A 25872-nucleotide genomic window follows, 5' to 3' on the forward strand; every position below is an offset into this window, starting at 1 on the left:
CCGAACCGGGGGAACGGAACACCGAGGGGGAGAGGACGACGAAGATGACTGGAGAGGTGACACTGCTGGGCATCCGGCACCACGGGCCGGGATCGGCCCGCGCCGTGGGGGCGGCACTGACCGAACTGCGGCCCGACGCGGTCCTGGTGGAGGGGCCGCCGGAGGCCGACCCGATCGTCGGCCTGGCGGGGACGGCGGGGATGGAGCCGCCGGTGGCCCTGCTGGTGCACGCGGCGGACGACCCGGCACGGGCGGCCTTCTGGCCGTTCGCCGCCTGGTCGCCGGAGTGGGTGGCGATCCGCCACGCGCTGGACGCCGGGGTGCCGGTGCGGTTCGCCGACCTGCCGGCCGGCGCGGGCTTCGCGCTGGACAAGGAAACTGACGAAGCGTCAGTCGACGAGCCGTCCGGTGACGACCCGATCGCCCGGCTCGCCGCGGCCGCCGGCCGGACCGACTCCGAGGCCTGGTGGGAGGACGTGGTGGAGCACCGGGGCGCGGAGGCGGACCCGCTCGCCCGGTTCGCCGCCATCGCCGAGGCGATGACGGCGGTGCGGGACGACCGGGTCGGCACCCCCGGCTCGCCCGGGGCCGCCCCCACCGGGCCCGCCGGGCGGCGCGAGCGGCTGCGCGAGGCGCACATGCGCCAGCGGCTGCGCGCCGCCCGGCGGGCCGGCCACCGGCGGATCGCCGTGGTCTGCGGCGCCTGGCACGTCCCCGCGCTCGCCGCGGTGGACGCGCCGGGCGCCGCGCGCGTCGACCGGGAACTCCTGGCCGGCCTGCCGCGCGGGCCGCGCACCGCGGCCGCCTGGGTGCCGTGGACCAACCGCCGGCTCACCCAGCGCTCCGGCTACGGCGCCGGCGTCCAGGCACCCGGCTGGTACCAGCACCTCTTCGAGACCGAGCCCGAGCGGGTGCTGCCCGGCTGGCTGGCCCGGGCCGCCGCCCTGCTGCGCGCGGCCGACCACCCGGTGCCGCCGGCCCAACTGATCGATGCCGTCCGCACCGCCGAGGCGCTGGCCGCCCTGCGCGGCCGGCCGGGCCCCGGCCTGGCCGAGACGATGGACGCGGTGCTCAGCGTGCTCTGCCAGGGCTCCGAGGTCGCGCTCGCCCTGGTGCGCGAGCGGCTGGTGGTGGGCGAGGCGGTCGGCCGGGTGCCGGCCGCCTCGCCCGTCGTGCCGCTGCAGCGCGACCTGGACCGGCTGAGCCGCTCGCTGCGCCTCAAGCCGCAGGCCGAGCAGCGCGAACTCGCCCTGGACCTGCGGCGCGAGCTGGACGCCGGGCGCTCCCGGCTGCTGCACCGGCTGCGCCTGCTGGGCGTGGAGTGGGGCCGCCCCGCCGCCCGCTGCGCCACCGCCCAGGCGGGCAGCGGCACCTTCCGGGAGCGCTGGCAGCTGCGCTGGGAGCCGGAGTCGGCGGTCCGGGTGGTCGCCGCGGCGCCCTGGGGCACCACCGTGGAGCGGGCCGCCACCGCCCGGGCGGCGGCGCTGGCCGCCGAGGCCGGGCGGCTGGCCGAGCTGACCGACCTGGCCGAGCGCTGCCTGGCCGCCCAACTCCCGGGCGCGCTGCCGGCCGTGCTGCGGGCGCTGGCCGAGCGGGCCGCGCTGGACACCGACGTCGCCCACCTCGCCGAGGCGCTGCCCGCGCTGGCCCGGGCGCTGCGCTACGGCGACGTCCGGGGCACCGACCGCGGCGCGCTCGCCGACGTGGCCCGCAGCCTGGCCGACCGGCTCTGCCTCGGGTTGGCCCCGGCCTGCACCGGCCTGGCGGCGGACGGCGCGGCGGCGATGCGGGACCGGCTGGAGGCCGCGCACCCGGCGATCGGGCTGCTCGCCCGGGAGGGCGGGGCCGCCCTGGCCGAGCGCTGGGCCGCCGCGCTGGACGGTCTGTCGCTGAGCGGGGCGGTGCCGGGGCTGCTGCGCGGGCGGGCGGTGCGGCTGCTGCTGGACGACGGGCGGATCGGCTCGGCGCAGGCCCTGCTGCGGTTGCGGCCCGCGCTCTCCCGGGCCGCCGTGCCGGCCGACGCGGCGGGCTGGCTGGAGGGCTTCCTGGCCGGCGGCGGCGCGCTGCTGCTGCACGATCCGCGGCTGCTCGCGCTGCTGGACGACTGGCTGGCCGGCCTGCCCGAGCCGGCCTTCACGGACCTGCTGCCGCTGCTGCGCCGGGCCTTCGCCGGGCTGGAGCCGGCGGTGCGCCGGGGGATCGGCGAGCGGATCGCGGCCGGGCCGGTGCCCGGCGGCCGCGCCGGGCGGGCCGGGACGGCCGAGGAGTTGGACGAGGCCCGGGCCGACGCGGCGCTGCCCACCGTGCTGCGGCTGCTCGGCAGGCCCGCGGCCTGAGCGCCCGTCAGCGCAACCCCTGGAACCCCTGGAACCCCTGAACCCGCAGCACCGGAACACGAACAGGAGCCTCCCGTGAGCACCCGTCAGACCGAGGAGCGCCTGCGCCGCTGGCGGCTGGTGCTCGGCGCACAGCCCGGTGAGCCCGGCGGCGGCACCGGCTGGACGCCCACCGGGCGCGACGCCGGCCTGGACCGCGCGCTCGGCGCGCTCTACGACCCGGCGCCCGAGGGCGCCCGGCGCTCCGCCGGGCTCGGCGCGAGCGCGCCCCGGCTGGCCCGCTGGCTGGGCGACATCCGGGAGTACTTCCCCACCGGTGTGGTGCAGTTGATGCAGCAGGACGCGATCGACCGGCTGGGCCTGGAGCGGCTGCTGCTGGAGCCCGAGGTGCTCGCCGCGGTGGAGCCGGACGTGCCGCTGGTGGCGGCGCTGCTCGCGCTGCGGCACGCGCTCCCGGAGACCACCCGGGAGAGCGCCCGGCAGGTGGTGGCCGCGGTGCTGGCCGAGCTCTCCGCCCGGCTGGCCGAGCGGACCAGGTCGGTGCTGGGCGGCGCGCTGGACCGGGGGGCCAGGACGGAGCGCCCGCGGCCGGGGGACATCGACTGGGACCGCACCGTTCGGGCGAACCTGCGGCACTGGGTCCCCGAGCGGCGCACGGTGGTGCCCGAGCGCCTGCTGGGGCGCGCGCGGGCCCGGCAGGGGGTGCGGCGGGAGGTGGTGCTCTGCGTGGACCAGTCGGCCTCGATGGCGGCCTCGCTGGTGCACGCCGCGCTGTTCGGCGCGGTGCTGGCCTCGCTGCCCGCGCTCGCCACCCGGCTGCTGGTCTTCGACACCGCGGTGGCCGACCTGACGGACCGGCTGGACGACCCGGTGGAGCTGCTGTTCGCCGCGCAGCTCGGCGGCGGCACCGACATCGGCCGCGCGCTGGCCTACTGCGAGCAGCGGATCGCCAACCCGGCCGACACCGTGCTGGTCCTGGTCAGCGACCTGTTCGAGGGCGGCCCCCGGGAGGCGCTGCTGCGCCGGGCGGCGGCGCTGACCGCGGCCGGGGTGCAGCTGGTGGTGCTGCTGGCGCTCTCCGACGAGGGGGCGCCGGCCTACGACCGGACCACGGCCGCCGAGCTGGCCGCGCTGGGCGTCCCCGCCTTCGCCTGCCCGCCGGACGCCTTCCCGGAGTTGATGGCCGCCGCGCTGGAGCGGCGCGAGCTGCCGGTGCCGGTGGCGGCACCGCCGGGACGGACGGCGGGTTGACCCGCAGGGGTGGTCCGCGGGGTGAACGGCGGGCGGACGACACGCCCGGCTACCACCCGTTGTGACGGTTCTCACCATGGCGGCGGCGGTCCCGGGCGAAACTGTCCGGTCCGGCGGGGATAACCTGCCATGCGGACGTGACGCGCGTGTTGATTGACGTGTGCGCCCGTGGCTGTGTGGGCCGCAAGGCCGTATCTCTGCGTACCCGCACCGCCCCGACGACCCGCAGCGAAGATCCTGCCGTGGCACGCTCGTAGAGACACAATCCGCGACCACGAACAAGGACGAACACACGTGGACCTGTTCGAGTACCAGGCGAGGGACCTCTTCGCCAAGCACGGCGTGCCCGTGCTTGACGGCGAGGTCATCGAGAAGGCCGAGGACGCTGCGGCGATCGCCGAGCGCTTCGGCGGCCGTGCCGTCGTCAAGGCTCAGGTGAAGGTCGGCGGCCGTGGCAAGGCCGGCGGCGTCAAGCTCGCCGCCGACCCGGCGGACGCCGTCACCAAGGCCGGCGCCATCCTCGGCATGGACATCAAGGGCCACACCGTCCACAAGGTGATGCTGGCCCAGACCGCGGACATCAAGGAGGAGTACTACGTCTCCTTCCTGCTGGACCGCGCCAACCGCACCTTCCTGGCGATGGCCAGCAAGGAGGGCGGCGTCGAGATCGAGGTCGTCGCCGAGGAGAACCCCGAGGCGCTGGCGAAGATCGCCGTCGACGCCAACGAGGGCTGCACCGAGGCCAAGGCCCGCGAGATCGTCGAGGCCGCGAAGTTCCCGGCCGAGATCGCCGACCAGGTCGTCGAGGTCCTGCAGAAGCTCTGGGTCGTCTTCATCAAGGAGGACGCCCTCCTGGTCGAGGTCAACCCGCTGGTCAAGACCGGCGAGGGCCGGATCGTCGCGCTCGACGGCAAGGTCTCGCTGGACGAGAACGCCGAGTTCCGCCAGGCGGAGCACGAGGCGCTGGTCGACCACGCCGCGGCCAACCCGCTGGAGGCGGCGGCCAAGGCCAAGGGCCTGAACTACGTCAAGCTCGACGGCGAGGTCGGCATCATCGGCAACGGCGCGGGTCTCGTCATGAGCACCCTGGACGTCGTCGCCTACGCCGGCGAGAACCACGGTGGCGTCAAGCCCGCCAACTTCCTCGACATCGGTGGCGGCGCCTCCGCCGAGGTGATGGCGAACGGCCTGGAGATCATCCTGGGCGACCCCGACGTCAAGTCGGTCTTCGTCAACGTCTTCGGCGGCATCACCGCGTGTGACGCGGTCGCCAACGGCATCGTGCAGGCCCTGGCGCTCCTGGAGAGCAAGGGCGAGGCCGTGACCAAGCCGCTGGTCGTCCGCCTGGACGGCAACAACGCGGAGCTGGGTCGCCAGATCCTCACCGACGCCAACCACCCGCTGGTCGAGCAGGTGGACACCATGGACGGCGCCGCTGAGCGCGCCGCCGAGCTGGCCAACGCGAAGTAAGGAAGGGGACTCAATCATGGCTATCTTCCTTACCGAGGACAGCAAGGTCATCGTCCAGGGCATGACCGGCTCCGAGGGCATGAAGCACACCCGCCGCATGCTGGCCTCCGGCACCAAGATCGTCGGTGGCGTGAACCCGCGCAAGGCCGGCACCACGGTCGACGTGGACGGCACCGAGGTTCCGGTGTTCGGCACCGTCGCCGAGGCGATCGAGAAGACCGGTGCCGACGTCACCGTCATCTTCGTGCCGCCGGCGTTCACCAAGAGCGCCGTGGTCGAGGCGATCGACGCCGAGATCCCGCTCGCGGTCGTCATCACCGAGGGTGTCCCGGTCCACGACTCGGCCTCGTTCTGGGCCTACGCGGGTGAGAAGGGCAACAAGACCCGGATCATCGGCCCGAACTGCCCCGGCCTGATCAGCCCCGGAAAGTCGAACGCGGGCATCATCCCGGCCGACATCACCAAGGCCGGCAAGATCGGCCTGGTCTCCAAGTCCGGCACGCTGACCTACCAGCTGATGTACGAGCTGCGCGACATCGGCTTCTCGTCGGCCGTCGGCATCGGTGGCGACCCGGTCATCGGCACCACCCACATCGACGCCCTGGCGGCCTTCGAGGCCGACCCGGAGACCGAGCTCATCGTGATGATCGGTGAGATCGGCGGCGACGCCGAGGAGCGGGCCGCGGCCTTCATCAAGGAGAACGTGACCAAGCCGGTCGTCGGCTACGTCGCGGGCTTCACCGCCCCCGAGGGCAAGACCATGGGCCACGCCGGCGCCATCGTCTCCGGCTCCTCCGGCACCGCGGCCGCCAAGAAGGAGGCCCTTGAGGCCGCCGGCGTGAAGGTCGGCAAGACCCCGTCGGAGACCGCCCGCCTGGCGCGCGAGCTCATCGGCTGATAGCACGGAACGGTTGACGGAGCAGCACGACTGACGCTCCGTCAACCGGACAGCAGTCCGCCCCCGGACCGGTCACCCGGTCCGGGGGCGGACTGTTTCGCCGCCCGGGATCAGGGTGCGCCGAGCTCGAAGAGCGCGAAGCCGGCGTACCAGCCGGAGGCCGCCGCCAGCACGCCGATCGTGACGGCCAGCGCGGGCAGCCGCACCCGGCGCAGGCCGTAGGCGAGCGCCAGGAAGAGCGGGAAGGCCGGCAGCAGGTAGCGCGAGTAGTTGCAGTACAGGCCCGCGTTCGGCACCACCAGCGCGATGGTCAGCAGCGCGTAGGCGTTGAGCACCGCCGGCAGCCGCAGCTGGAGCATCAGCACGACCAGCACCGGCAGCGAGAGCAGCAGGAGCAGCGCGATCAGGTTCGGCACCTCGAAGTCGGCCCAGAGCAGGTGCTTGCCGAGCATCAGGCTCACCGAGGTGTGGAAGGTGTACTGGCCCCAGTCGAAGTAGTGGCCCCACTGGGTGCGCTCCAGCGTGGTGTACGCGTCCAGCGCGCCCATCCGGTAGCCGACCCAGCCGAGGTAGCCGATCAGGCCCCAGGGGGCGATCAGGATCGCCCCGAGCGGCCGCCAGCCGTCCTCGCGGCGGCCCAGCGCGATCGCGGCGGCCAGCACGACGGCGCCGATCAGCGCGGCCGAGGTGGGCCGGTTGAGTCCGGCCACGCAGGTCAGCGCGCCGGCGTGCAGCCAGCGGCGGGTCATCACGCAGTAGCAGGCCAGCGCGGCCAGCGCGACGAACAGCGAGTCCGAGTAGACCGCCCACTCCACCCCGGAGCCCGGCAGCACCGCCCAGAGCGCGGCGGTGATCAGGCCGGTCCGGGGGCCGGCGAGCTTCTCGGCGATCAGGTACAGGGCCACCGCGGCCACCATCGAGCTGAGCACCGCCACCACCAGGCCGGCGCCGAACGCGCCGAGCCCGGTGCACTCGCCGACCAGCCGGATCAGGGCCGGGTAGAGCGGGAAGAAGGCCACCGAGTTCTGGTGCAGGTGCTGGATCCCGCCGACGGCGGCGATCGACTCGGGGTGGTAGCCCTGCACCGCGATCCGCTGGTACCACTTGCCGTCCCAGCTGCCCAGCACCTCCCAGGCGTGCGCGCCGCCGCCGAACGCGGCGTTCTTGCCGGCGTACGACTTGCTGCCGGCCAGCAGGGCCAGGAAGACCGCGAAGCCGCTCGCCTTGGCGGCGGTGAACACGGCGAGCGCCGGGGCGGCGCGCCGCCCGACCGCCCGCAGGGCGGGCCAGCCGCCGGCTCCCGGCGGCGGGGCGCCGGCCTCGTCGCGGCTGGGTGCCCGGTCCGGCTGGGAGGGGCTGGATATCGCACTCACTGGCAGCACTCCACCGCTGGGTGACGGGCGTGCCGGGGCGGCACGGCAGCCGGAGTCTATGGCACGCCCGTGCGACGGGTCAGGGCACCGGTGCGGGACCGTCGGGCCCCGGGGGCTGACGGACCGTCAGGGATGCCCGCCGGTGGGGCGGGTGCGAACGGGGCGCGCGGTCGGTGCCCGGGGTCAGTGCTCGGGCGCGGACTGCTCCGGGCACCCGGCGGCGCAGGGCGCAGGCGGCACCGGCGGGTGCCCGGTCAGCCGGGTGCCGATGGCGCCCGCGGTGGCCAGCACCAGCAGGGCGCAGGCGGTCGGCACGGCCAGCGCGCGCAGCCGGCCGGTGGCGCGCAGCAGCCGGGTGGGGCGGGGCCCGGCGGGCGGGCAGCTCCGCTCGGCGGCGCGGTGCAGCAGGCCGCCGAGCCGCTCGCCGAACTCCGGTGCCGTCGGGTCGGTGCCGACCAGGGCCGGCACCAGCCGGGCCAGCTCGGCCCGGCCGGCCGCCACCCGGGCGGCGGCGGTCGGGCTGCTGGACTCGCACTCGGCGGCGATCTCCACCGGTTCCAGCCCGAGCGCGTCGTGCAGCAGCACCGCGCGGCGGCGGGGCGCGGAGAGCCGGCCGAACGCGGCCAGCAGCGCCCGGTCCCGGCCCGCCGGGTCCTCGGGGCCGGGCACCGGTGCCGGCTGCCGACTGCTGGGCCGGTGCGGCCGGGGCAGGTGCGGGCGCCACGGGGCCAGCGCGTGGTCGAAGGCGCGGGCCCGCAGCCAGGCCGCCGGGTCCGGCTCGGCGGCCACCTGGCGCCAGCGCGGCCAGGCGGCGGCGAAGGCCCGGCGCACCGAGCGGGCGGCCCGGCGGTGGCTGCCGGTGAGCAGGTAGGCCTGCTGGAGCAGGTCGGGCGCGCAGGCGGCGTGCACGGTGTCGAAGGCGGGGACGGTCTCCTGGCGCATAGTCAGATCATCAGAGACACGGCGGGCGGCCCGCTCCTGCACAGGGCAGGACGGGTGACGCTGGACCATGTCGGGCATGACCCACTACCTGACGGGCCGTCCGTTCGCGCGCCCCGTCGGCGCGCCGGCCACCGCGCCGGCCCTCGCCGGGGCCACCGCGGCCCTGATCGGACTCGCCTGCACCGGCGTCCCGGTGCTCGCCTGCTGGCTGGTCTCGGCCCCGCCCGGCGACGGGGTGGGCGACGCCGCCCGGCTGGCCGGCTCGCTCTGGCTGCTCGCGCACGGCGGACCGCTGGTCCGCTCCGCGGGCGGCGCGCCGCTCACCGTGACCCCGCTCGCGCTCACCGCGCTCTGCGTGCTGCTGCTCGCCCGGGCCGGGGCCCGCACCGCGGTGCCCGGGGCGCCCGGGCGGGCCGGCGCGCCCTGCGGGGCGCTCTGCGCCGGCTACCTGGCGGTCGCGCTGCCGGTCGCGCTCGGCTGCCGGGGCGCCGGGGCGCTGCGCTCGCAGCCGCTGCCGGACCTGCTGGCCGTCGCCCTGCTCGGCTGGACCGGCGCCGCGCTCGGCGCCCGCACCGGACCGCGCTGGTGGCCCCCCGCCCGCCGGCGGCTGGTCGCCCGACTCGGCCGCTGGCACCGCCCGCTGCCGCCCGGCGTGCTGCTGCCCGCCACCGGGGCCGGGCTGCTCGCGCTGCTGGCCGGCGGGGCGCTGCTGGTCGGCGCGGCGGGCGTGCTGCGCGGCGACGTGACCGAGGCGGCGGCCCGCGAACTGGCCGGCGGCAGCCCCCCGGGCGAGCTGGAACTGCTCTTCTGCTGCCTGCTGCTGCTGCCCAACGCGGTGCTCTGGTCGGTCGGCTACGCGCTCGGGCCCGGCTTCCGGCTGGGCACCGGCACCCTGGTCGCGCCGGGGCAGGTGCACCTGGGGGCGGTGCCGGACTTCCCGCTGCTGGCACTGGTCCCGGACCGCGGCTCGGCCTGGCAGTTCCTGGTGGTGGCGGGGCCGCTGCTGGCGGCCGGCACGGTCGCGGTGCTGCTGGGCCACGCGGCGGCGGGCCCGGCCGACGACCAGCCGTGGAGCGCCACCGCCACCGGGCTCACCGCGGCGGCGGTGGCCGCCCTGCTCGCCGCGGTGGTCGCCCTGCTCGGCTGGCTGTCCGGCGGCGCGGTCGGGACCGGCCGGATGACCGAGCTCGGGCCGACCGGGCTCTGCGGGCCGGCCGCGGGCGGCTGGTTCCTGCTGCTGGTGCTCCCGGTCTCGCTGGCGCTGCGCCGGCACCTGCTGCGCGGTCGGCCGCCGACCCCGGCGGAGCAGCCGACGCAACAGCCGGCCGAAGCTGACGGCGGGTCGGACGGATGAACCGTCAGTTCTGCGGGTTGGTCGCGCTCACCAGCCAGGCCGGGGCGAGGGTGTTGCAGCTCTGCGAGGCCTGCGTGGTCAGGGCGTCGTTGATGCAGGTGTAGTAGTTCTTGTACGCGAGCTGGATGCCGAAGGAGCCGATCACCAGGGCGAGCGCGACGCCGCCGGTGATCAGGCCGCCGAGCGCGGCGGGCACCTGCGGGCGGCTGCGCTGGGCGTAGGGCCAGGGGGCGGGGGCCGCGGGCGGGGCGCCGTTCCCGGCGGCGGGCGGCTGCTCGGCCGCGGGCTGCTCGGCGGCCGGCTTGGCGCGCAGCGCGCTGATCGCCCAGTAGACGGCGAGCGCGCCGAACAGCAGGGCGAGCTCCTGCAGGCTGTAGTAGCCGGTGAACATGGCGGCGAAGCCGCTGGCCAGCGCGTAGCGGGAGCGCCGGTGCGAGGGGTCGGTCGGGTCGAAGGACGGCGGCGGGGGGCCCTGCGGGGTGGGCCAGCCGGGCCCGCCGCCGCCCTGCCAGTTGGGGCTCCACGGGTGCGGCGGCGGCACCGGCGGGCGGCCGCCGCCGGTCTCGCCGTCCGTGCCCTGGGCCCCGCCGTCCTGGTCGCCGCCGTTCTCCTGGCCGACCGGCTGCTGCGGCAGCCGCGGGCGCCACGGCTGCTCCGGGGCGTCCTGCGGCGGCGGCGCGAAGGGGTTGCGCTCGTCGCTGCTGTTTCCGCTGCTCATGTCGGTCGGGGTCCTCATCGTCGTGGGGCGGCCGTGCCGGGTCGGCGGCGCCCGCGCGCGGGTGCCGCGACCCATGATCCCGCAGGCCGCCCGGCGAGCGCGGTCGGCCTGCCGTTAAGAAGCCGGGCGGACGCCGCACACCGCCCGCTCACGATCTACGCGCGGAGAGCGGAATCCCAGGTACAGCCCCCGTTCAGCCAGCCGTTATCGTGGTGACGGTCGGCAGCTCCCACGGGTTCCCGGAGCCCGCACCGCCGACCCGTCGCCTGTCCGTAGTGGCCCCACCACCAGGTGGATGTACCAGCGGGCGGGCACCCCGAACGTACGGAGACCCGCAGCCCGTGGCCGCCGCTTCCTCGCTCGCCTTCCCCCCGCCGCCGGCGGGCCGACCCGCCCGCCTGGTGGTGCTGGTGTCCGGCTCCGGCACCAACCTGCAGGCCCTGCTCGACGCCGCCGCCGACCCCGCCTACGGCGTGCGGATCGTCGCGGTCGGCGCCGACCGCGACGGCATCGCCGGCCTGGAGCGGGCCGAGCGGGCCGGCGTGCCGACCTTCGTCGAGCGGGTGAAGGACCACCCGGACCGGGCCGCCTGGGACGCCGCGCTGACCGCGGCCACCGCCGCCGCGGAGCCCGACCTGGTGGTCTCGGCCGGCTTCATGAAGATCCTCGGCCCCGCCTTCCTGGGGGCGTTCGCGGGCCGGATCGTCAACACCCACCCCGCCCTGCTGCCCGCCTTCCCCGGCGCCCACGGCGTCACCGACGCGCTCGCGTACGGGGTCAAGGTCACCGGCTGCACCGTCCACCTGGTGGATGCCGGGGTGGACACCGGGCCGATCATCGCGCAGGGCGTCGTCGAGGTGCTCGACGCCGACCACGCCGATGGCGGCGAAGCGCTGCACGAGCGCATCAAGACCGTCGAGCGCCAGCTGCTCGTCGAGGTCGTGGGCCGGCTGGCCCGCCACGGCCACCGCATCGAAGACCGAAAGGTATGGATCCCCGCATGAGCGCGGCACCCAACGCCACCCCTCCCGTCTCAGAGAACGTCCGCCCGATCCGTCGCGCGCTGATCAGCGTCTACGACAAGACGGGCCTGGAGGAGCTGGCCCAGGGCCTGCACGCCGCCGGGGTCGCGATCGTCTCCACCGGCTCGACCGCCGGCCGGATCGCCGCCGCCGGCGTGCCGGTGACCGAGGTCTCCGAGCTGACCGGCTTCCCCGAGTGCCTGGACGGCCGGGTCAAGACCCTGCACCCGCGGGTGCACGCCGGCGTGCTGGCCGACCTGCGGCTGGAGTCGCACCGGGCGCAGCTGGCCGAGCTGGGCGTCGAGCCCTTCGACCTGGTGGTGGTGAACCTCTACCCGTTCACCGCGACCGTCGCCTCCGGCGCCACCCCCGACGAGTGCGTGGAGCAGATCGACATCGGCGGCCCGTCGATGGTCCGCGCGGCCGCCAAGAACCACCCCTCGGTCGCCGTGGTGGTGGACCCGGCCCGCTACGCCGACGTGCTCAAGGCCGCGAACGAGGGCGGCTTCGACCTGCTCACCCGCAAGCGGCTGGCCGCGACGGCCTTCGCCCACACCGCCGCCTACGACGTCGCGGTTGCGCAGTGGTTCGAGACCTCCGGCTACACCGAGAGCGAGGAGGCCTTCCCGTCCTTCCTCGGCGCCACCTGGGAGCGCTCGAACGTGCTCCGCTACGGTGAGAACCCGCACCAGCAGGCCGCGCTCTACACCGACGGCACTGGTGGCCTGGCCTCCGCCGAGCAGCTGCACGGCAAGGAGATGTCCTACAACAACTTCGTGGACACCGACGCCGCCCGCCGCGCCGCCTACGACCACGCGGCCCCGGCGGTGGCGATCATCAAGCACGCCAACCCGTGCGGCATCGCGGTCGGCGCGGACGTCGCCGAGGCGCACCGCAAGGCGCACGCCTGCGACCCGCTGTCGGCCTTCGGCGGCGTGATCGCGGTCAACCGCCCGGTCACCGTCGAGCTGGCCGAGCAGATCGCCCCGATCTTCACCGAGGTCGTGGTGGCGCCGGACTTCGAGGACGGCGCGGTCGAGGTGCTGGCCCGCAAGAAGAACATCCGGGTGCTGCGCGCGCCCGGCGCGCCGTGCGAGCGGCTGGAGGCCCGCCGGATCAGCGGCGGCCTGCTGCTGCAGCAGGTGGACCGGGTGGACGCCGCCGGCGACGACCCGTCGACCTGGACCCTGGCCACCGGTGACGCGCTCTCCGAGGCCGAGCTGGCCGACCTGGCGTTCGCCTGGACCGCCTGCCGGGCCGTCAAGTCGAACGCGATCCTGCTGGCCAAGGACGGCGCCTCGGTGGGCGTCGGCATGGGCCAGGTGAACCGGGTGGACTCGGCCAAGCTGGCGGTGGCCCGGGCGGGCGAGCGGGCGCAGGGCTCGTTCGCGGCCTCGGACGCCTTCTTCCCGTTCGCCGACGGCCTGCAGATCCTGCTGGACGCGGGCGTGCGCGCGGTGGTCCAGCCGGGCGGCTCGGTCCGTGACGAGGAGGTCGTGGCGGCGGCCGCGGCGGCCGGGGTGACCATGTACTTCACCGGGACCCGGCACTTCTTCCACTGATCGCGCCGACCGGCGCGGTGTGAACGCCTGACGGGCCGTGGGATCCTCGCGATCCCACGGCCCGTCAGGCGTTCGGCTGCCGAGGAAACGTCACTGCACGCGGATGACCACGCTGCTGACGATCTTGTCGGCGAAGGTCTGCCGCTTCGCGTCCCACAGCGGCCAGAGGTAGCCCACGTAGCAGGGAATGCCGTCCACGACGTGCGCGAGCCGGCGGGCGATGCCGAGGCCGGCGCCGAGCAGGGCGCCGTCCGCGAGCCGGACGGTCCGCAGGCCGACCACCCGCTTGCCGGGCGTCTGGCCGGTGGTGCCCTCCAGGTAGCCGAACCCGACGACCCCGGCCAGCAGGATGAGGAAGCCGAGCGCCGCGGCGATGGCGTAGTAGGCGATGGCGAACGGGACGGCGATGATCAGGCCGTCGATCAGGGCGGAGCCGACGCGCAGCGGCCAGTCGGCCAGGGCCGGTGCCTGCGGCTGCGGGGAGTTGGCGCGGGTGGGGTCGGGGTACTGCTCGTACGGATTGCTCATGGCATTCCCCTCGGGGCTGGGCGGTGGTGCGGAGGGTGGTGCGCCCGGGGCCCGCGCGTACGGGCCCCGGGAGAGCGGGGCGGGGCGGAGCCGGCGTCAGCCGCGGATCACCAGCGAGCTGGTCACCTTGTCGGCGAAGCACTGGCCCTTGTCGTCCCAGAGCGGCCACAGGTAGCCGAGGCCGCAGAGCATGCTGTCCAGGAAGTGCGCGAGCTTGCGGACGAAGGCCATGCCGAAGCCCAGCGGGCGGCCGTCGAGCTCGCGGACCAGGCGGATGCCCACCGCCTTCTTGCCGACCGTCTGGCCGGTGCTGCCCTCACGGGCGACCTGCCAGAGCAGCAGGCCGATGCCGAGCGCGATGCCGAACAGGATGATCACCAGGCCGAGGCCGGTCTGGCCGCCCGAGCTGGTCACCTGCGGCACGCAGTTCAGGGTGTTCGGGTCGTTCGGGTCGTACGGCGGGCAGGTGGTGGTGTGGATCGAGGTCGCCAGCATGGCGCCGCCCACCACGTAGGCGATGATCACCGGCAGGCCCATGATCAGGCCGTCGATGAAGTAGGCGCCGACCCGGGAGCCCCAGCTGGCCAGCACCGGCGCCGGCACCGGGGCGTACCCGTACTGCGGCGGGGCCGGCGGGGCCTGGTAGCCGCCGTAGGGCGGCATGGCCTGCTGCTGCGGGTAGCCGTAGGTCGGCGGCTGTGCGTACGGGCTCTGCTGCGGCGGGACGCCGTAGGGGGCCTGCTGCTGCGGCTGGCCGTACGGGTTGTTGGGGTCGGGCGGGTAGGACACTTCGAGCCTCCGGGCGGACGTGCACGTCAGGTGTTGCGGGGACTTTTGGGCAGGACGGTGAGACTAGTGGAGCGTCAGGACAGGTGGACACCGAGGCGGTTGAGCTGCCAGACCCAGGCGGTGGCCAGGGCGGCGGCGATCACCGCGGTGCGCCGACGCGCCGTCAGCCGCCACCAGCGCTCGCCGGTGCCGAGCGGCGCGGTGAGCAGGCCGAGCACCGCCAGGACGGTGACCGGATTGGCCGTCAGGGCGGCCAGCCAGTGGCCGTGGCCGGCCTCGATGAAGACCGTGGTGCTGCCGCAGGCCGGGCACGGGATCCCGGTGAGGCGGCGCAGCGGGCAGAGCACCCCGGGGTCGTGCGCGTCGTGCAGGACGGCGACCCCGGCCGCCGCGCCGGCCGCCAGCAGCAGGCGCAGCGCGGTCCGCGACAGCCGGACCCCCAGCGGGCCCGGGGCCGGCCGGGCGGCCCGGACGGGGGCGGTCACAGGCGGTTCTTGTAGGCGAGGGCGTAGAAGACGGACAGCCCGATCAGCACCAGCACCCCGACCGAGTTGAGCACCAGCCCGCCGATCGCCGCGCCCCGGCCCACCCCGGTGCTCCTGGCCCGGCCGAGCCCGACCACGCCGAGGCCGAGGCCGACCATGCTGAGCAGCAGGGCGGGGAAGAAGCACATGCCGGCCAGCGCGACCGCGCCGAGCGCGACCGAGGCGACGGCCGGGTTGTTCTGCTGGGCCGGCGCGGGCGCGCCCGGGTAGGGCGGCGGCACGGGCACGGGGTAGGGCGGCGGGGTCTGGTAGCCGGGCTGGACCGGGTAGGGCGGCGGGGTCTGGTAGGGGCCCTGGGGCGGGTGGGCGTAGCCGGGCTGCTGGGCGCCGTACGGTCCCGGCGCCTGGTTCGGCCCGTATCCGGGCGGCGGCTGCTGGCCGTACGGCCCAGGCTGCTGCTGGTACGGATTGCTCACGACCACTTCCCCCTGACTGGTGCTCGCGCCTATGGTCGGTGCCGCCGACTCGCGGTGTCCAGCGCATTGGCGCGGTCCGCACGCAACTGTGGCGGAACCGCAATCGGATCCACACGTTCCGTTAAGGCCTGCTGGTGCTACGCGCGTGGATCATGGGCGGCGCCGCCTTTCCGGAAGGATGGGACCATGGGGCGTCCGGACTCCCGCCGGTCAGCCGAGCGCAGCAGGGAACAGCAGATGAGCGCGGTACGCACGAACCGGTCCGCCCGCCGACGGACCGTCAGGAGCAGCGGCACGCTGCCGCCCGAGGGCTCCGGCGCGGCGATGGACCGCGACCACGCGCTGCCGGTGCGGCAGTGGCCGATAACGCTGGTGTTCGTCGTCGTCGGCCTCGGACTGGTCGTCACCTGGGCGGTGGACTTCCGGTACGGGCTGCTGGTGCTCGGCGCCGGCTTCGGGATCGGCGCGCTGCTGCGGCTGCTGGTGCCGGAGGTCGGCCTGCTCGCGGTGCGCAGCCGCTTCACCGACGTCCTGGTGCTGCTCTTCTTCGGCACGGCGATCGTGCTGCTCGCCCTGGTGGCGCCGCAGAACCCGTGGCTGCACCTGCCCGCGCTGGAGAACATCGGCAAGTACGTCGGCCGCCAGCACTGACGCCGCCGGCGCCCGGAACGGGGGTCCCGCGGCCCCGCCGCCGGCTGTGACGCACCAGCCACGGCGCCGCGCGGCTCCACGGGCCGCCCTTGCGATAACCTGACGCCGGTTCTCTCGACGTCGAGACAACCGATCCTCGGCTCCAGAGCGCCGACGTGCCTGGGGCATGCTGGCGATCGCTGGAGAAGGAAACCATGACTCGCACCCCCGTCAACGTCACCATCACCGGAGCGGCCGGCCAGATCGGCTACGCCCTGCTGTTCCGCATCGCCTCGGGCCACCTGCTCGGCGCGGACGTGCCGGTGAACCTGCGCCTGCTGGAGATCACCCCGGCGCTGAAGGCCGCCGAGGGCGTCGCGATGGAGCTCGACGACTGCGCCTTCCCGCTGCTGCGCGACATCACCATCACCGACCAGCTGAACACCGCGTTCGACGGCACCAACGTCGCGCTGCTGGTCGGCGCCCGTCCGCGCACCGCCGGCATGGAGCGCGGCGACCTGCTCGCGGCCAACGGCGGCATCTTCGGCCCGCAGGGCAAGGCCATCAACGACAACGCCGCGGACGACATCAAGGTCCTGGTGGTCGGCAACCCGGCCAACACCAACGCCCTGATCGCCCAGCGCAACGCCCCCGACGTGCCGGCCGAGCGGTTCACCGCGATGACCCGCCTGGACCACAACCGCGCCGTCGCCCAGCTGGCCAAGAAGGCCGGCGTCACGGTCGAGGACGTCAAGCGGGTCACCATCTGGGGCAACCACTCCGCCACCCAGTACCCGGACGTGTTCCAGTCGGTCGTCGGCGGCAAGGCCGGCTTCGAGGCCATCGGCTCGGACCAGGCCTGGCTGGAGGAGTTCTTCATCCCCAAGGTCGCCAAGCGCGGCGCCGAGATCATCGAGGTCCGCGGCGCGTCCTCGGCCGCCTCGGCCGCCAACGCCGCCATCGACCACGTGCACACCTGGGTCAACGGCACCGCCGAGGGCGACTGGACCTCCATGGGCATCGTCTCCGACGGCTCCTACGGCGTGCCGGAGGGCATCATCTCCTCCTTCCCGGTCACCACCAAGGAGGGCAAGTTCGAGATCGTCCAGGGCCTGGAGATCTCCGACTTCTCCCGTGCGCGGATCGACGCCTCGGTCGCCGAGCTGGTCGCCGAGCGCGACGAGGTCAGCAAGCTCGGCCTGATCTGAGCCCGAGCGGCCGCCCGGTGGCCCGGCCGCCCCTGCGGGGGCGCCGGGCCACCGGCGTTGCACGACCCGCCTACACTGGCCGACCGTGAACGAAACCCTCCAGGACGCGGCCCTGGTCCTGGTCTTCATCCTGCTCGGCGGCCTCTTCAACATCGCCGAGATCTCGCTGATCTCGCTGCGCGAGGGGCAGATCCGCTCGCTCGCCGAACGCGGCACGAAACGCTCGGCGCGGGCCGCCCACCTGGCCGCCGACCCGAACCGGTTCCTGGCCGCCGTCCAGGTCGGGGTCACCTGCATGGGCTTCCTGTCGGCCGCCTTCGGCGCCGACACGCTGGCCGGCAAGCTCTCCCCGGTGTTCGTGCGGATGGGCCTGTCCAAGGGCGTCGCCGACCCGGTGGCGCTGGTCGGGCTGACCCTGCTGATCTCCTACGTCTCGCTGGTGCTCGGCGAGCTGACGCCCAAGCGGATCGGCCTGCAGCGGGCCGAGTCGATCGCCCTGCTGGCCGCGCCGGTGGTGGACGTGATGTCGGTGGTGCTGCGGCCGGTGATCTGGCTGCTCGGCCGCTCCACCAACCTGATGGTCCGGCTGCTCGGCGGCGACCCCAAGGCCGGCCGGGGCAGCATGAGCTCCGAGGAACTGCGCGGCCTGGTCGCCGCCAACACCGAGCTGGGCAGCGACGAGCGGGCGCTGATCGCCGACGTCTTCGCGGCCGGCGAGCGGCAGCTGCGCGAGGTGATGGTGCCGCGCACCGAGGTCACCTTCCTCGACGCCGACCAGCCGCTGCGCGAGGTCCGCGAGGAGACCAGCACCTCGCCGCACTCCCGCTACCCGGTGGTGGACGGCTCCTACGACTCGGTGGTCGGCTTCGTGCACGTGCGCGACCTCTACCGGGCCCGCGGCGAGCGGGCGCTGCGGGTGCGCGAGATCGCCCGCCCGGTCAAGCTGCTGCCGGCCACCAAGAAGGTGCTGGAGGCGATGAGCGAGATGCGCCGGGAGGGCCACCACCTGGCCATCGTGGTGGACGAGTACGGCGGCACCGCCGGCATCGTCACCCTGGAGGACCTGGTCGAGGAGGTGATCGGGGAGATCCGGGACGAGTACGACGCCCAGGAGACCACCGCGACCCGGCGCCTCGCCGGCGGCGGCGTCGAGGTCAACGGCCTGCTCAACCTGCCGGACTTCGCCGAGGAGACCGGGGTGGAGCTGCCCGAGGGCCCCTACGAGACGGTGGCCGGCTTCGTGGTCGCCGAGCTGGGCGCGCTGCCCGCGGTCGGCGACGCGGTGCGCACCGCGGACGGGGTGCTGCTCACCGTGGCGGTGCTGGACGGGCGGCGGATCGACCGGATCCGGGTCAGCGCGCCGCCGACCGCGGGGACGGCGGCAGGGGCGGCGGCGGAACCGGATCCCGAAGCGGGGTCCTGAGCCGGGTCGGGAACTGGAAGAATGGCGGGCATGGTCAACGACGCGCTCACCACCGAGGCGAAGGCTCGCCCCCGGGTGCTCTCCGGCATCCAGCCCACTTCCGGCTCGTTCCACCTGGGCAACTACCTGGGCGCGGTGCGCCAGTGGGTGGAGCTGCAGGAGACCACCGACGCCTTCTACATGGTCGTCGACCTGCACGCGATCACCGTTGCGCAGGACCCGGCCGCGCTGCGCGAGAACACCCGGGTCTCGGCGGCCCAGATCCTCGGCGCGGGCCTGGACCCGGAGCGCTGCACCCTCTTCGTGCAGTCCCACGTGCCCGAGCACGCGCAGCTGGCCTGGGTGATGAACTGCCTCACCGGCTTCGGCGAGGCCTCCCGGATGACCCAGTTCAAGGACAAGACCGCCCGGCACGGCAACGAGGCCGCCACCGTCGGCCTGTTCACCTACCCGGTGCTGATGGTCGCCGACGTGCTGCTCTACCAGGCCGACGAGGTGCCGGTCGGCGAGGACCAGCGCCAGCACCTGGAGCTCACCCGGGACCTGGCCGAGCGCTTCAACACCCGGTACGCGCCCACCTTCACCGTCCCGAAGCCGCACATCCCCAAGGCGACGGCGAAGATCATGGACCTGCAGGACCCGACCGCCAAGATGAGCAAGTCGGCGGCCACCACCAAGGGCCTGATCAGCCTGCTGGACGAGCCGAAGCTGAGCGCGAAGAAGTTCAAGAGCGCGGTCACCGACACCGACACCGTGGTGACCTACGACGAGGAGAAGAAGCCGGGCGTCGCCAACCTGCTGCGGATCCACTCGGCGCTCAGCGGCCAGAGCGTGGAGCAGCTGGTCGCGCACTTCGAGGGCAAGATGTACGGCGCGCTCAAGACCGAGCTGGCCGAGCTGTTCACCGACTGGGTGACCCCGTTCCAGCAGCGCACCCGGACCTTCCTGGACGACCCGGCCGAGCTCGACCGGGTGCTCGCGGTCGGCGCCGAGAAGGCCCGCGAGATCGCCGGCGCGACCCTGGAGACGGTCTACGACCGGATCGGCCTCGTGCCGGCCGCCAAGCGCTGATGGCCCTGCCGCTCGCGCCGGGGGACGGCGACGGCCGACCGGACGTCGCCGGCTCCGTGCTGACCATCGGGGTCGCGGTCACCGTTCCCGAGCCGTACGGCTCGGTGGTGCAGGACACCCGGGCCGGCCACGGCGATCCGCTGGCGCGAGCGATACCCACCCACGTCACCCTGCTGCCGCCGACCGAGGTGGCGGCCGAGGCGCTGCCGCGGGTGCGCGCCCACCTGGCGGCGGTGGCGGCCGCCCGGCGTCCGTTCCGGATGCTCCTGCACGGCAGCGGCAGCTTCCGCCCGGTCTCCCCGGTGGTCTTCATCCGGGTCGAGGAGGGCGCCCAGGAGTGCCGCGAGCTGGAGGCCGAGGTCCGGTCGGGACCGTTGGCCCGGGAGCTGGCCTTCCCCTATCATCCGCACGTGACGGTGGCCCACGGCCTGACCGACGAGGTGCTGGACCGGGCCCAGGCGGACGCCCGGTCGTTCCACGCCGCCTTCCCGGTCGTCGGCTTCACGCTCTCCCGGTTCGGCGACGATCAGGTCTGGCGCCCCGCGCAGGGCTACCGCTTCACCGGGCACTGAATACTTGCGCGAATTCTTGAACGAGAATTCCCAGGATTCTCCCAGCTTTCCCAACACTATAAACTTTCATTACTTTCTTATTCACTTCAGCGAGTGCAGAACGTTATACTCGTGGCCCATGGGCTGCGGGGGGCCTGAGGCCAGAATGCACACCGTCTGGAGAGATGATGCGCTGTCCCCGAACGGTCCGGCGGCTCTTGCGCGCCGTGGCCCATCGGGCCGGGTTGCTGCCGGCGCCCGCCGCACCGGCGCAGCGGGCGGCCGAGCCGCCCGCCCTGCTCCCCGAGCCGGAGCCCGTGCCGCCCACCCCCGAGGAGCTGCGCGCGGCTCGTGAGCAGTGGCTGCTGGACCGCCACCCCGCGCTGGTCCGCGGCCCCTACGGCCGGGTCGCCGAGGTGCGGGACGACCTGCTCTCCGGCGAGGCCTTCCTGCGCAGCTTCACCGAGGCGGCCGAGGTGCTGGCCGCCGCCGGGGTGCGGTTCGCGCCGCTGCACGGGATGCGGCGGCGCCAGTGGGTGGCGATCGCGCCCGGGCAGCGGGAGGCGGTGCTGGCGGCCTGCGCCGAGGCCTTCGAGGGCCTGCCGGTCTACGCCGACCTGCTCGGTCACGACGTCACCCTGCAGACCGTGCTGGCGGAGGAACTGCCCGGCGCGGTGGCCTGGTTGGAGGCGTCCGGGGAGCCCGGCGCGGAGCCGGCGCGGGTCAAGGGCGTGCGGCTGTACCGCCCGGTGGTGACCTCCGGGCGGACCCTGGCCTACGGCGCCGGGCACGGCTGCGACCTGGACTTCTGGGACGCGGCGGAGGGCGACGACGGCGCGGTCGCGGCGATCCACGAGCCGCCGTTCGGCTGGTGGGTGCCCTCGCTGGAGGCCGACGCCTCGGTGCTGGTCGGCGGCCGCGAGTACCCGGCGCCGACCGCCTTCGCGCAGCCCCTGCTCGGTGATGTCACCTTTCCGATCGACGCGGTCGTCACCTGGGTGGATGACACCGATCCGGTCTGGCGGGAGCGGCGGGCCGAGACCCTGGCCGCGCTGACCGAGCGCCCGGTCACCGGGGACGGCGCCGAGCGCTTCCGCAACCGCGACGAACTGCGGTACTGCCTGCGGGCGATCGCCATGTACGCCCCGTGGATCCGGCACGTCTTCCTGCTCACCGACGGCCAGTGCCCGGACTGGTTGGCGGTGGACCACCCGGACGTCACGGTGGTGACGCATGGTCAGATCTTCGCCGACCCAGGGGCTTTGCCGGTCTTCAACTCGCACGCGATCGAAACCCAGCTGCATCGAATTCCGGGCCTCTCCGAGCATTTTCTGTATTTTAATGATGATGTTTTCATCGGCCGATCGGTCCGCCCCGAACAGTTCTTCCAAGGCAATGGCGTGCCCCTGCTGAACCTGGACTCCCGGGTGATTCCCCCGGGCGGGGTCACGGCCGACGACGACGAATACGTCGCACCGCAGAAGAACACCCGGGCCCTGGTCCGCCGGGAGCACGGCCGGGACACCGCCCAGGCGCTCAGCCACGCCCCGCACCCGCTCACCCGCTCGCTGCTCGCCGAGAGCGCCGAGCTGTTCGCCGCCGACCTGGCCGCCACCGCGCACTCCCGGTTCCGCTCCCGGGACGACATCGCCCCGATCACCCTGGCGGTCGGCCACGGCTACCTGACCGGCAAGGTCGCCTGGGGCCGGCTCGGCCACCGCTACCTGGACGTGGACCGGTTCGCCGCGCTGGAGCAGCTGCCCGCGCTGCTCCGCGACCGGGACGCGGACAGCTTCTGCCTGAACGACGGCGAACTCGACCGGGTGCCCAGGGCCGAGCAGGACCGGCAGGTCACCGTCTTCCTGCAGGACTACTTCCCGGTGGCCGGCCCGCTGGAGCGCAGCCTGCCCGCACCCGCCTCCCGGGAGCCGGTCCACGAGCCCGCCGAGCGGGACGGGGCACCCGCGGCCCACGGGGAGGACGGCGCCGAGGAGGACGATCCCGAGCCCGGCGGCACGCTGCCGGCGCCCGGCCGCCCGGCCGACCGCCACTCGGTGGCGGCGGGCTGACGCACCGTCGGAGCACGCGAGAGGGCCCCCGCCACCGGCGGGGGCCCTCTCGCGTGCCGTCAGTCAGCGCCCGTCAGCGCAGCAGGTCGTCGACCACCCGGGCGGCGGCCAGGCCGTCGTCCAGGTCGGCGTAGCGGGCCCGGAAGGTCTGGTACGCCTCACGGTGCTCGGCGGCCACCTCGTCCACCCGGCCCAGCGCCTCGACCAGCTCGGCCGAGGTGCGCAGCAGCGGGCCGGGCGCGTCCGCCTCGAAGTCGAAGGTGAACCCGCACAGGTTGTCGCGGTAGTGCTCCAGGTCGTAGGCGAAGAAGAGCACCGGGCGACCGGTGTTGACGAAGTCGAAGACCGAGGCCGAGTAGTCCGTCACCAGCACGTCGGCGACCAGCAGCAGGTCCGCCATGTCGGGGTAGCGGGCCACGTCCCGGACGTAGCCGTCGCCCGCGCCCGGGATCGGGCCGTAGCAGTTGCTGTGCGGGCGGACCAGCAGCACCTGGTCGTCGCCGAGTGCGGCCTCGGCCGCCGCCACGTCGATCCGCAGGTCGATCTGGTAGCCGCCCTGCGGGCGCTTGCGGTCCTCCCGGTAGGTCGGCGCGTACAGCACCACCTTCTTGCCCTCCGGCAGGCCGAGGCGGCGGCGCACCTCGGCGGCCCGCTTCTCCCGGTCGGCGGAGAACAGGATGTCGTTGTGCGGGTAGCCGGACTCCACCAGGTCGCCCTCGAAGCGGAAGGCGTTGCGCAGCACCGGGGAGGCGAAGCTGCTGCCGGACAGCAGCTTGCCCCACTGCGGGACCTCGCGGTCCAGGTGCTTGAGGTAGTTGCTGTCGATGAACCAGATCTTCTCGAAGTCGTGCCCGATCCGCTTGAGCGGCGTGCCGACCCAGGTCTGCAGCACCGTCTGGCCCGGCCGGGAGGTGAAGAAGTCCGGCAGCTGGGCGCTGGTGACCAGGTACTTCGCGGTGGCCAGCGCCTCGAACCACTCCGGGCTCCACTGGCGCAGCGCGCGGGCGCTCTCCGGCAGCTCGCTCTGGCCGTCGTCCACCGTCCACAGGTGCTCCAGCGGCAGCCCGCGGCGGGCCAGTTCCTCGTGGATGGCGCGCGGCGAGCCCGCGTAGGCGCCGCCGTTGGTCATGTAGAGCACCGCGTCGCGCACCGGCTTCTGCTGGGCGGCCGGGTAGGCCTCGCGGCGCTGCTGGCGCTGGCGGTAGCCGCTGCGCTCGTGCGGGCCGAGGTCGGCGTGCGCCTCCAGCGACAGGGTGTCGAAGAGGCGGCGCTCCAGCGCCACGTCCTTGCCGCGGGCGCGGACCCGCAGCGGCAGCCGGGTGTGCGCCTCGACCGCGACCCGGGCCATCGGCCAGGCGAACTCCGGGTCGCCGCCGATCGGCCGGAAGAAGACCTGCCAGGTGCCCTTGTGCAGCGGCACCCGGCCGGTGGAGGCGCCCAGCGGCACGGCCGGCAGGACCACCTCGAAGCGGCCGTCCCGGACGGTCAGCGGGGCGCGGTACTCCTCCTCGCGCCAGTGGTGGCGCAGCAGCAGCTCGTAGGCGTGCTCACCGGGCAGCGGGAACCGGCCGGTCAGCGTGAAGCCCTCCTCGTCGGCCCCGGTCAGCTGCTCGATCACCGGCTGCGCCAGCTGGTCCTCGAACTGCAGGTGGCCGGTCTGGTCGGCGGAGGTGACCAGGCAGCGGGCGGTGCCGGGGGCCTGGCGGGTGTCGTGCGGCAGCTCCAGGTGGGTCAGCTCCACCCGGTCGTCCACGATCACCCGCAGCTTGCTGCCGTCGGCCAGCCGCAGCCGGACCTGCCAGTGGTCGCTGGTGCGGGTGTCGGCGGCCGGGTCCAGGGCCAGCCAGTGCTCGCGCATCGCGGCCAGCGCGGAGACCGGGAAGCGCACGGTGAACGGGACCGGTCGGCCGGTCGGGGTGCCGAACTCCACCGGGAAGTCGGTGGTGTTGCCGGACTCGACGTGCTTGAGTTCCAGCCGCATGCCGGCCGGGTCGGCGCCGCCGCGCACGCTGCCGGTCAGCTCGATGTCGCCGTCCCGCTCGCCGACCGTGTCGACCGAGGCCCGCAGCTTCTCCACCGAGAGCAGCAGGAAGTTGTCCTTCAGCCGCGGCACCACCCGGGTGGTGGCGTCCACCCAGTGGGCGGGGAGGCTCTCCGCGGTGTCGGCCCAGCCGCCGGTGACCCGGCCCTTGTAGACGCCCGCCTTGCCGGCGCCGGCCACCAGCACCCGCCAGGTGCCCTCCTGCCACTGGCCGCGCTTCTTCAGCCGGGCCGGGTCGATCAGGGTGCTGAAACCGGACCAGTCGCAGCTGTACAGGTCGTGCGGGGAGGAGGCGGTGGCCTCGGGGGAGTAGGTGGTGCGCGCCGAGAAGGTGACGAACCGCTTCCCCTTGGCCTCGCGCAGCACGATCATCTTCATCAGGTCGTGCTTGTGCTCGGCGCCCAGGTGCTCCGGGAAGGCGTGGCCGTTCAGCCGCAGCTTGCCGTCCACCCAGGCCGAGTCGTAGACCCGGCTGCGCATCACCAGCGCGTTGTCCAGCCGCAGCACGTCGGCGGGCACGCTCTTGCGGCCGCCGCGCAGGAACGGGTAGTCGGCGTACGGGCGGAGCAGGCCGCGGGCCGGGGCGGCGCCGTTGCTCTCCGACTCGAAGCGCATCTGCTCGACCAGCTCGTCGATCCGGCCCTGCAGGGTCAGGTGGTACTTCAGCCGCAGCGGGGCGCGCAGCTTGCGCACCTGCTCGGGGCCGATCGCCCGCAGGAGCCGGCCGACGCACTTCACGTAGGCGTCCCGGTAGTCCTGCTCGCCGTCGACCACCGACCAGAAGAACATCGGGATCTCCTCGACGAGGTTGTTCTCGTCGTAGGAGGCCAGGTACTCCTTGTACTTCGGCTCGGTCTGCTTGAGCAGCCAGGTGCGGACCAGCTCCATCGAGGTGACCCGGTCGACCAGGCCCTTGGGGTTGGTGCGCATCTGAGTGATCGACATCTCGCCGACCTCGCGCTCGCGCCAGTGGTAGATCGGCTCGGAGAGCACGTCCACGCTCTTGGCGAGGTAGTGGTGCGGCACGCTGACCGGCGCGTCCTCGTAGAGGATGCCCTCGGGGTAGAGCAGGTCGGCCATGTCCCAGAACGAGCGGCGGTAGACCTTGTTCCACGCGGTGCGGTCGGTGACCAGCGCCGGCAGCTCGGTGATGTGGGTCTTCAGCCGGGTCTCGCGGAACGGCTTGGCGTGGCCCCCGGACGGGTAGTGGCCAACGGCCCGGAAGCGGAGCACGTTGCCGGTGCAGAAGTCGGAGCCGGTCTGGTCCAGCGTGCTGATCATCAGCTCGTAGGCGCTGGGCGGCAGGGTGTCGTCGCTGTCCACGAAGGCCACGAACTCGGTGCCCTCGGTCAGGTGCAGCAGCCCGGTGTTGCGGGCGGCACCGAGGCCGGCGTTCTGCTTGCGGACCAGCCGGAACCGGGGGTCCTGGGCAGCGAAGGCTTCGGCGATGGCCGCGCTGCCGTCCTTTGAGCCGTCGTCGACCATGACGCATTCCAGGTCGCTCATGGTCTGGGCCGCGATGGACTCCAGGCACTCCTGGAGGTATCGCTCGACGTTGTAGATCGGGACTACGACGGAGAGACGGGGGGCCATCAGCTGCGCGGGCCTTTCATCGGCGAACGGAGACGACCTGCCGACCGGGGCGTGGCCTGGCACAGGCGTACTACCGGAATCC

General features: G+C 74.3%; 21 protein-coding genes. 13 read left to right on the forward strand and 8 right to left on the reverse strand.

All coding sequences use genetic code 11. From position 1 onward, the window contains the following. Positions 1-44: 44 nt before the first annotated feature. From FHX73_RS16935 to sucD, 4 genes are all read left to right on the forward strand, one after another. The gene (locus tag FHX73_RS16935) at positions 45-2336 is read left to right on the forward strand and encodes a DUF5682 family protein (RefSeq protein ID WP_145905789.1); all 2292 of its coding nucleotides are present in this window, start codon (positions 45-47) and stop codon (positions 2334-2336) included. Between the two features lie 75 nt (positions 2337-2411). After that, on the forward strand, positions 2412-3587 hold the full coding sequence (locus FHX73_RS16940; RefSeq protein WP_145905790.1) for a VWA domain-containing protein: 1176 nt from the start codon (positions 2412-2414) through the stop codon (positions 3585-3587). Positions 3588-3881: 294 nt separating this feature from the next. Beyond that, positions 3882-5057: an ADP-forming succinate--CoA ligase subunit beta gene (gene sucC / locus FHX73_RS16945; protein WP_145905791.1), complete on the forward strand. Its 1176-nt coding sequence runs from the start codon at positions 3882-3884 to the stop codon at positions 5055-5057. Positions 5058-5073: 16 nt separating this feature from the next. Further along, entirely contained in the window at positions 5074-5955 is an 882-nt protein-coding gene (gene sucD, locus FHX73_RS16950) for a succinate--CoA ligase subunit alpha (RefSeq protein WP_145905792.1), read from the forward strand. 110 nt (positions 5956-6065) lie between these two features. On the opposite strand, the gene FHX73_RS16955 is transcribed toward sucD, so the two are convergent. Both FHX73_RS16955 and FHX73_RS16960 read right to left on the reverse strand, forming a co-directional pair. Beyond that, positions 6066-7328 (reverse strand): glycosyltransferase family 39 protein, encoded by a 1263-nt coding sequence (locus FHX73_RS16955; RefSeq protein WP_246213567.1) that lies wholly within the window; start codon positions 7326-7328, stop codon positions 6066-6068. A 183-nt stretch (positions 7329-7511) separates the two neighbouring features. Then, positions 7512-8270 carry a sigma factor-like helix-turn-helix DNA-binding protein gene (locus FHX73_RS16960; protein ID WP_170304943.1) on the reverse strand — a complete coding sequence of 253 codons (759 nt, stop codon included), beginning with the start codon at positions 8268-8270 and terminating at the stop codon, positions 7512-7514. A gap of 76 nt (positions 8271-8346) precedes the next feature. Here FHX73_RS16960 and FHX73_RS16965 point away from each other — a divergent pair, with 76 nt between their 5' ends. Then, positions 8347-9624, forward strand: a complete 1278-nt coding sequence (locus FHX73_RS16965) for a cell division protein PerM (RefSeq protein WP_145905794.1) — start codon at positions 8347-8349, stop codon at positions 9622-9624. A gap of 4 nt (positions 9625-9628) precedes the next feature. Here FHX73_RS16965 and FHX73_RS16970 read toward each other — a convergent pair whose 3' ends face one another. Further along, complete coding sequence (locus FHX73_RS16970) at positions 9629-10342, reverse strand: hypothetical protein (RefSeq protein ID WP_145905795.1); 714 nt, start codon at positions 10340-10342, stop codon at positions 9629-9631. Positions 10343-10683: 341 nt separating this feature from the next. Here FHX73_RS16970 and purN point away from each other — a divergent pair, with 341 nt between their 5' ends. Then, positions 10684-11346, forward strand: a complete 663-nt coding sequence (purN, locus tag FHX73_RS16975; protein ID WP_145905796.1) for a phosphoribosylglycinamide formyltransferase — start codon at positions 10684-10686, stop codon at positions 11344-11346. Next, positions 11343-12926 (forward strand): bifunctional phosphoribosylaminoimidazolecarboxamide formyltransferase/IMP cyclohydrolase, encoded by a 1584-nt coding sequence (gene purH / locus FHX73_RS16980; protein WP_145905797.1) that lies wholly within the window; start codon positions 11343-11345, stop codon positions 12924-12926. Before purN ends, purH begins: the two co-directional genes overlap by 4 nt. Before the next feature lie 90 nt (positions 12927-13016). Here purH and FHX73_RS16985 read toward each other — a convergent pair whose 3' ends face one another. The 4 genes from FHX73_RS16985 to FHX73_RS17000 form a co-directional block, all read right to left on the reverse strand. Further along, entirely contained in the window at positions 13017-13454 is a 438-nt protein-coding gene (locus tag FHX73_RS16985; protein ID WP_145905798.1) for an RDD family protein, read from the reverse strand. A 96-nt stretch (positions 13455-13550) separates the two neighbouring features. Further along, complete coding sequence (locus tag FHX73_RS16990) at positions 13551-14243, reverse strand: RDD family protein (protein ID WP_246213568.1); 693 nt, start codon at positions 14241-14243, stop codon at positions 13551-13553. A gap of 74 nt (positions 14244-14317) precedes the next feature. Beyond that, positions 14318-14728 (reverse strand): DUF2752 domain-containing protein, encoded by a 411-nt coding sequence (locus FHX73_RS16995; RefSeq protein WP_211786215.1) that lies wholly within the window; start codon positions 14726-14728, stop codon positions 14318-14320. Then, on the reverse strand, positions 14725-15204 hold the full coding sequence (locus tag FHX73_RS17000) for a hypothetical protein (RefSeq protein ID WP_145905799.1): 480 nt from the start codon (positions 15202-15204) through the stop codon (positions 14725-14727). The genes FHX73_RS16995 and FHX73_RS17000 overlap by 4 nt, the downstream gene beginning before the upstream one ends. Before the next feature lie 237 nt (positions 15205-15441). On the opposite strand from FHX73_RS17000, the gene FHX73_RS17005 reads away from it, so the two are divergent. The 6 genes from FHX73_RS17005 (at position 15442) to FHX73_RS17030 (ending at position 22156) form a co-directional block, all read left to right on the forward strand. After that, positions 15442-15855, forward strand: coding sequence for a DUF3017 domain-containing protein (locus FHX73_RS17005; protein WP_145905800.1), 414 nt, complete (start codon positions 15442-15444; stop codon positions 15853-15855). Between the two features lie 194 nt (positions 15856-16049). After that, a complete protein-coding gene (locus FHX73_RS17010; protein ID WP_145905801.1) occupies positions 16050-17042 on the forward strand; it encodes a malate dehydrogenase in 993 nt (330 codons plus the stop codon). A gap of 85 nt (positions 17043-17127) precedes the next feature. After that, the gene (locus tag FHX73_RS17015; protein WP_145905802.1) at positions 17128-18465 is read left to right on the forward strand and encodes a hemolysin family protein; all 1338 of its coding nucleotides are present in this window, start codon (positions 17128-17130) and stop codon (positions 18463-18465) included. Between the two features lie 30 nt (positions 18466-18495). Continuing rightward, a complete protein-coding gene (trpS, locus tag FHX73_RS17020; RefSeq protein WP_145905803.1) occupies positions 18496-19536 on the forward strand; it encodes a tryptophan--tRNA ligase in 1041 nt (346 codons plus the stop codon). Further along, positions 19536-20108, forward strand: coding sequence for a 2'-5' RNA ligase family protein (locus FHX73_RS17025; RefSeq protein WP_145905804.1), 573 nt, complete (start codon positions 19536-19538; stop codon positions 20106-20108). The genes trpS and FHX73_RS17025 overlap by 1 nt, the downstream gene beginning before the upstream one ends. Positions 20109-20314: 206 nt before the next feature. After that, entirely contained in the window at positions 20315-22156 is a 1842-nt protein-coding gene (locus tag FHX73_RS17030; RefSeq protein ID WP_145905805.1) for a stealth family protein, read from the forward strand. A gap of 73 nt (positions 22157-22229) precedes the next feature. On the opposite strand, the gene FHX73_RS17035 is transcribed toward FHX73_RS17030, so the two are convergent. After that, positions 22230-25790: a bifunctional glycosyltransferase/CDP-glycerol:glycerophosphate glycerophosphotransferase gene (locus FHX73_RS17035; protein WP_145905806.1), complete on the reverse strand. Its 3561-nt coding sequence runs from the start codon at positions 25788-25790 to the stop codon at positions 22230-22232. Between the last annotated feature and the right edge of the window lie 82 nt (positions 25791-25872).

The organism is Kitasatospora viridis, from assembly GCF_007829815.1.
GTDB classification, from domain to species: Bacteria; Actinomycetota; Actinomycetes; order Streptomycetales; family Streptomycetaceae; genus Kitasatospora; species Kitasatospora viridis.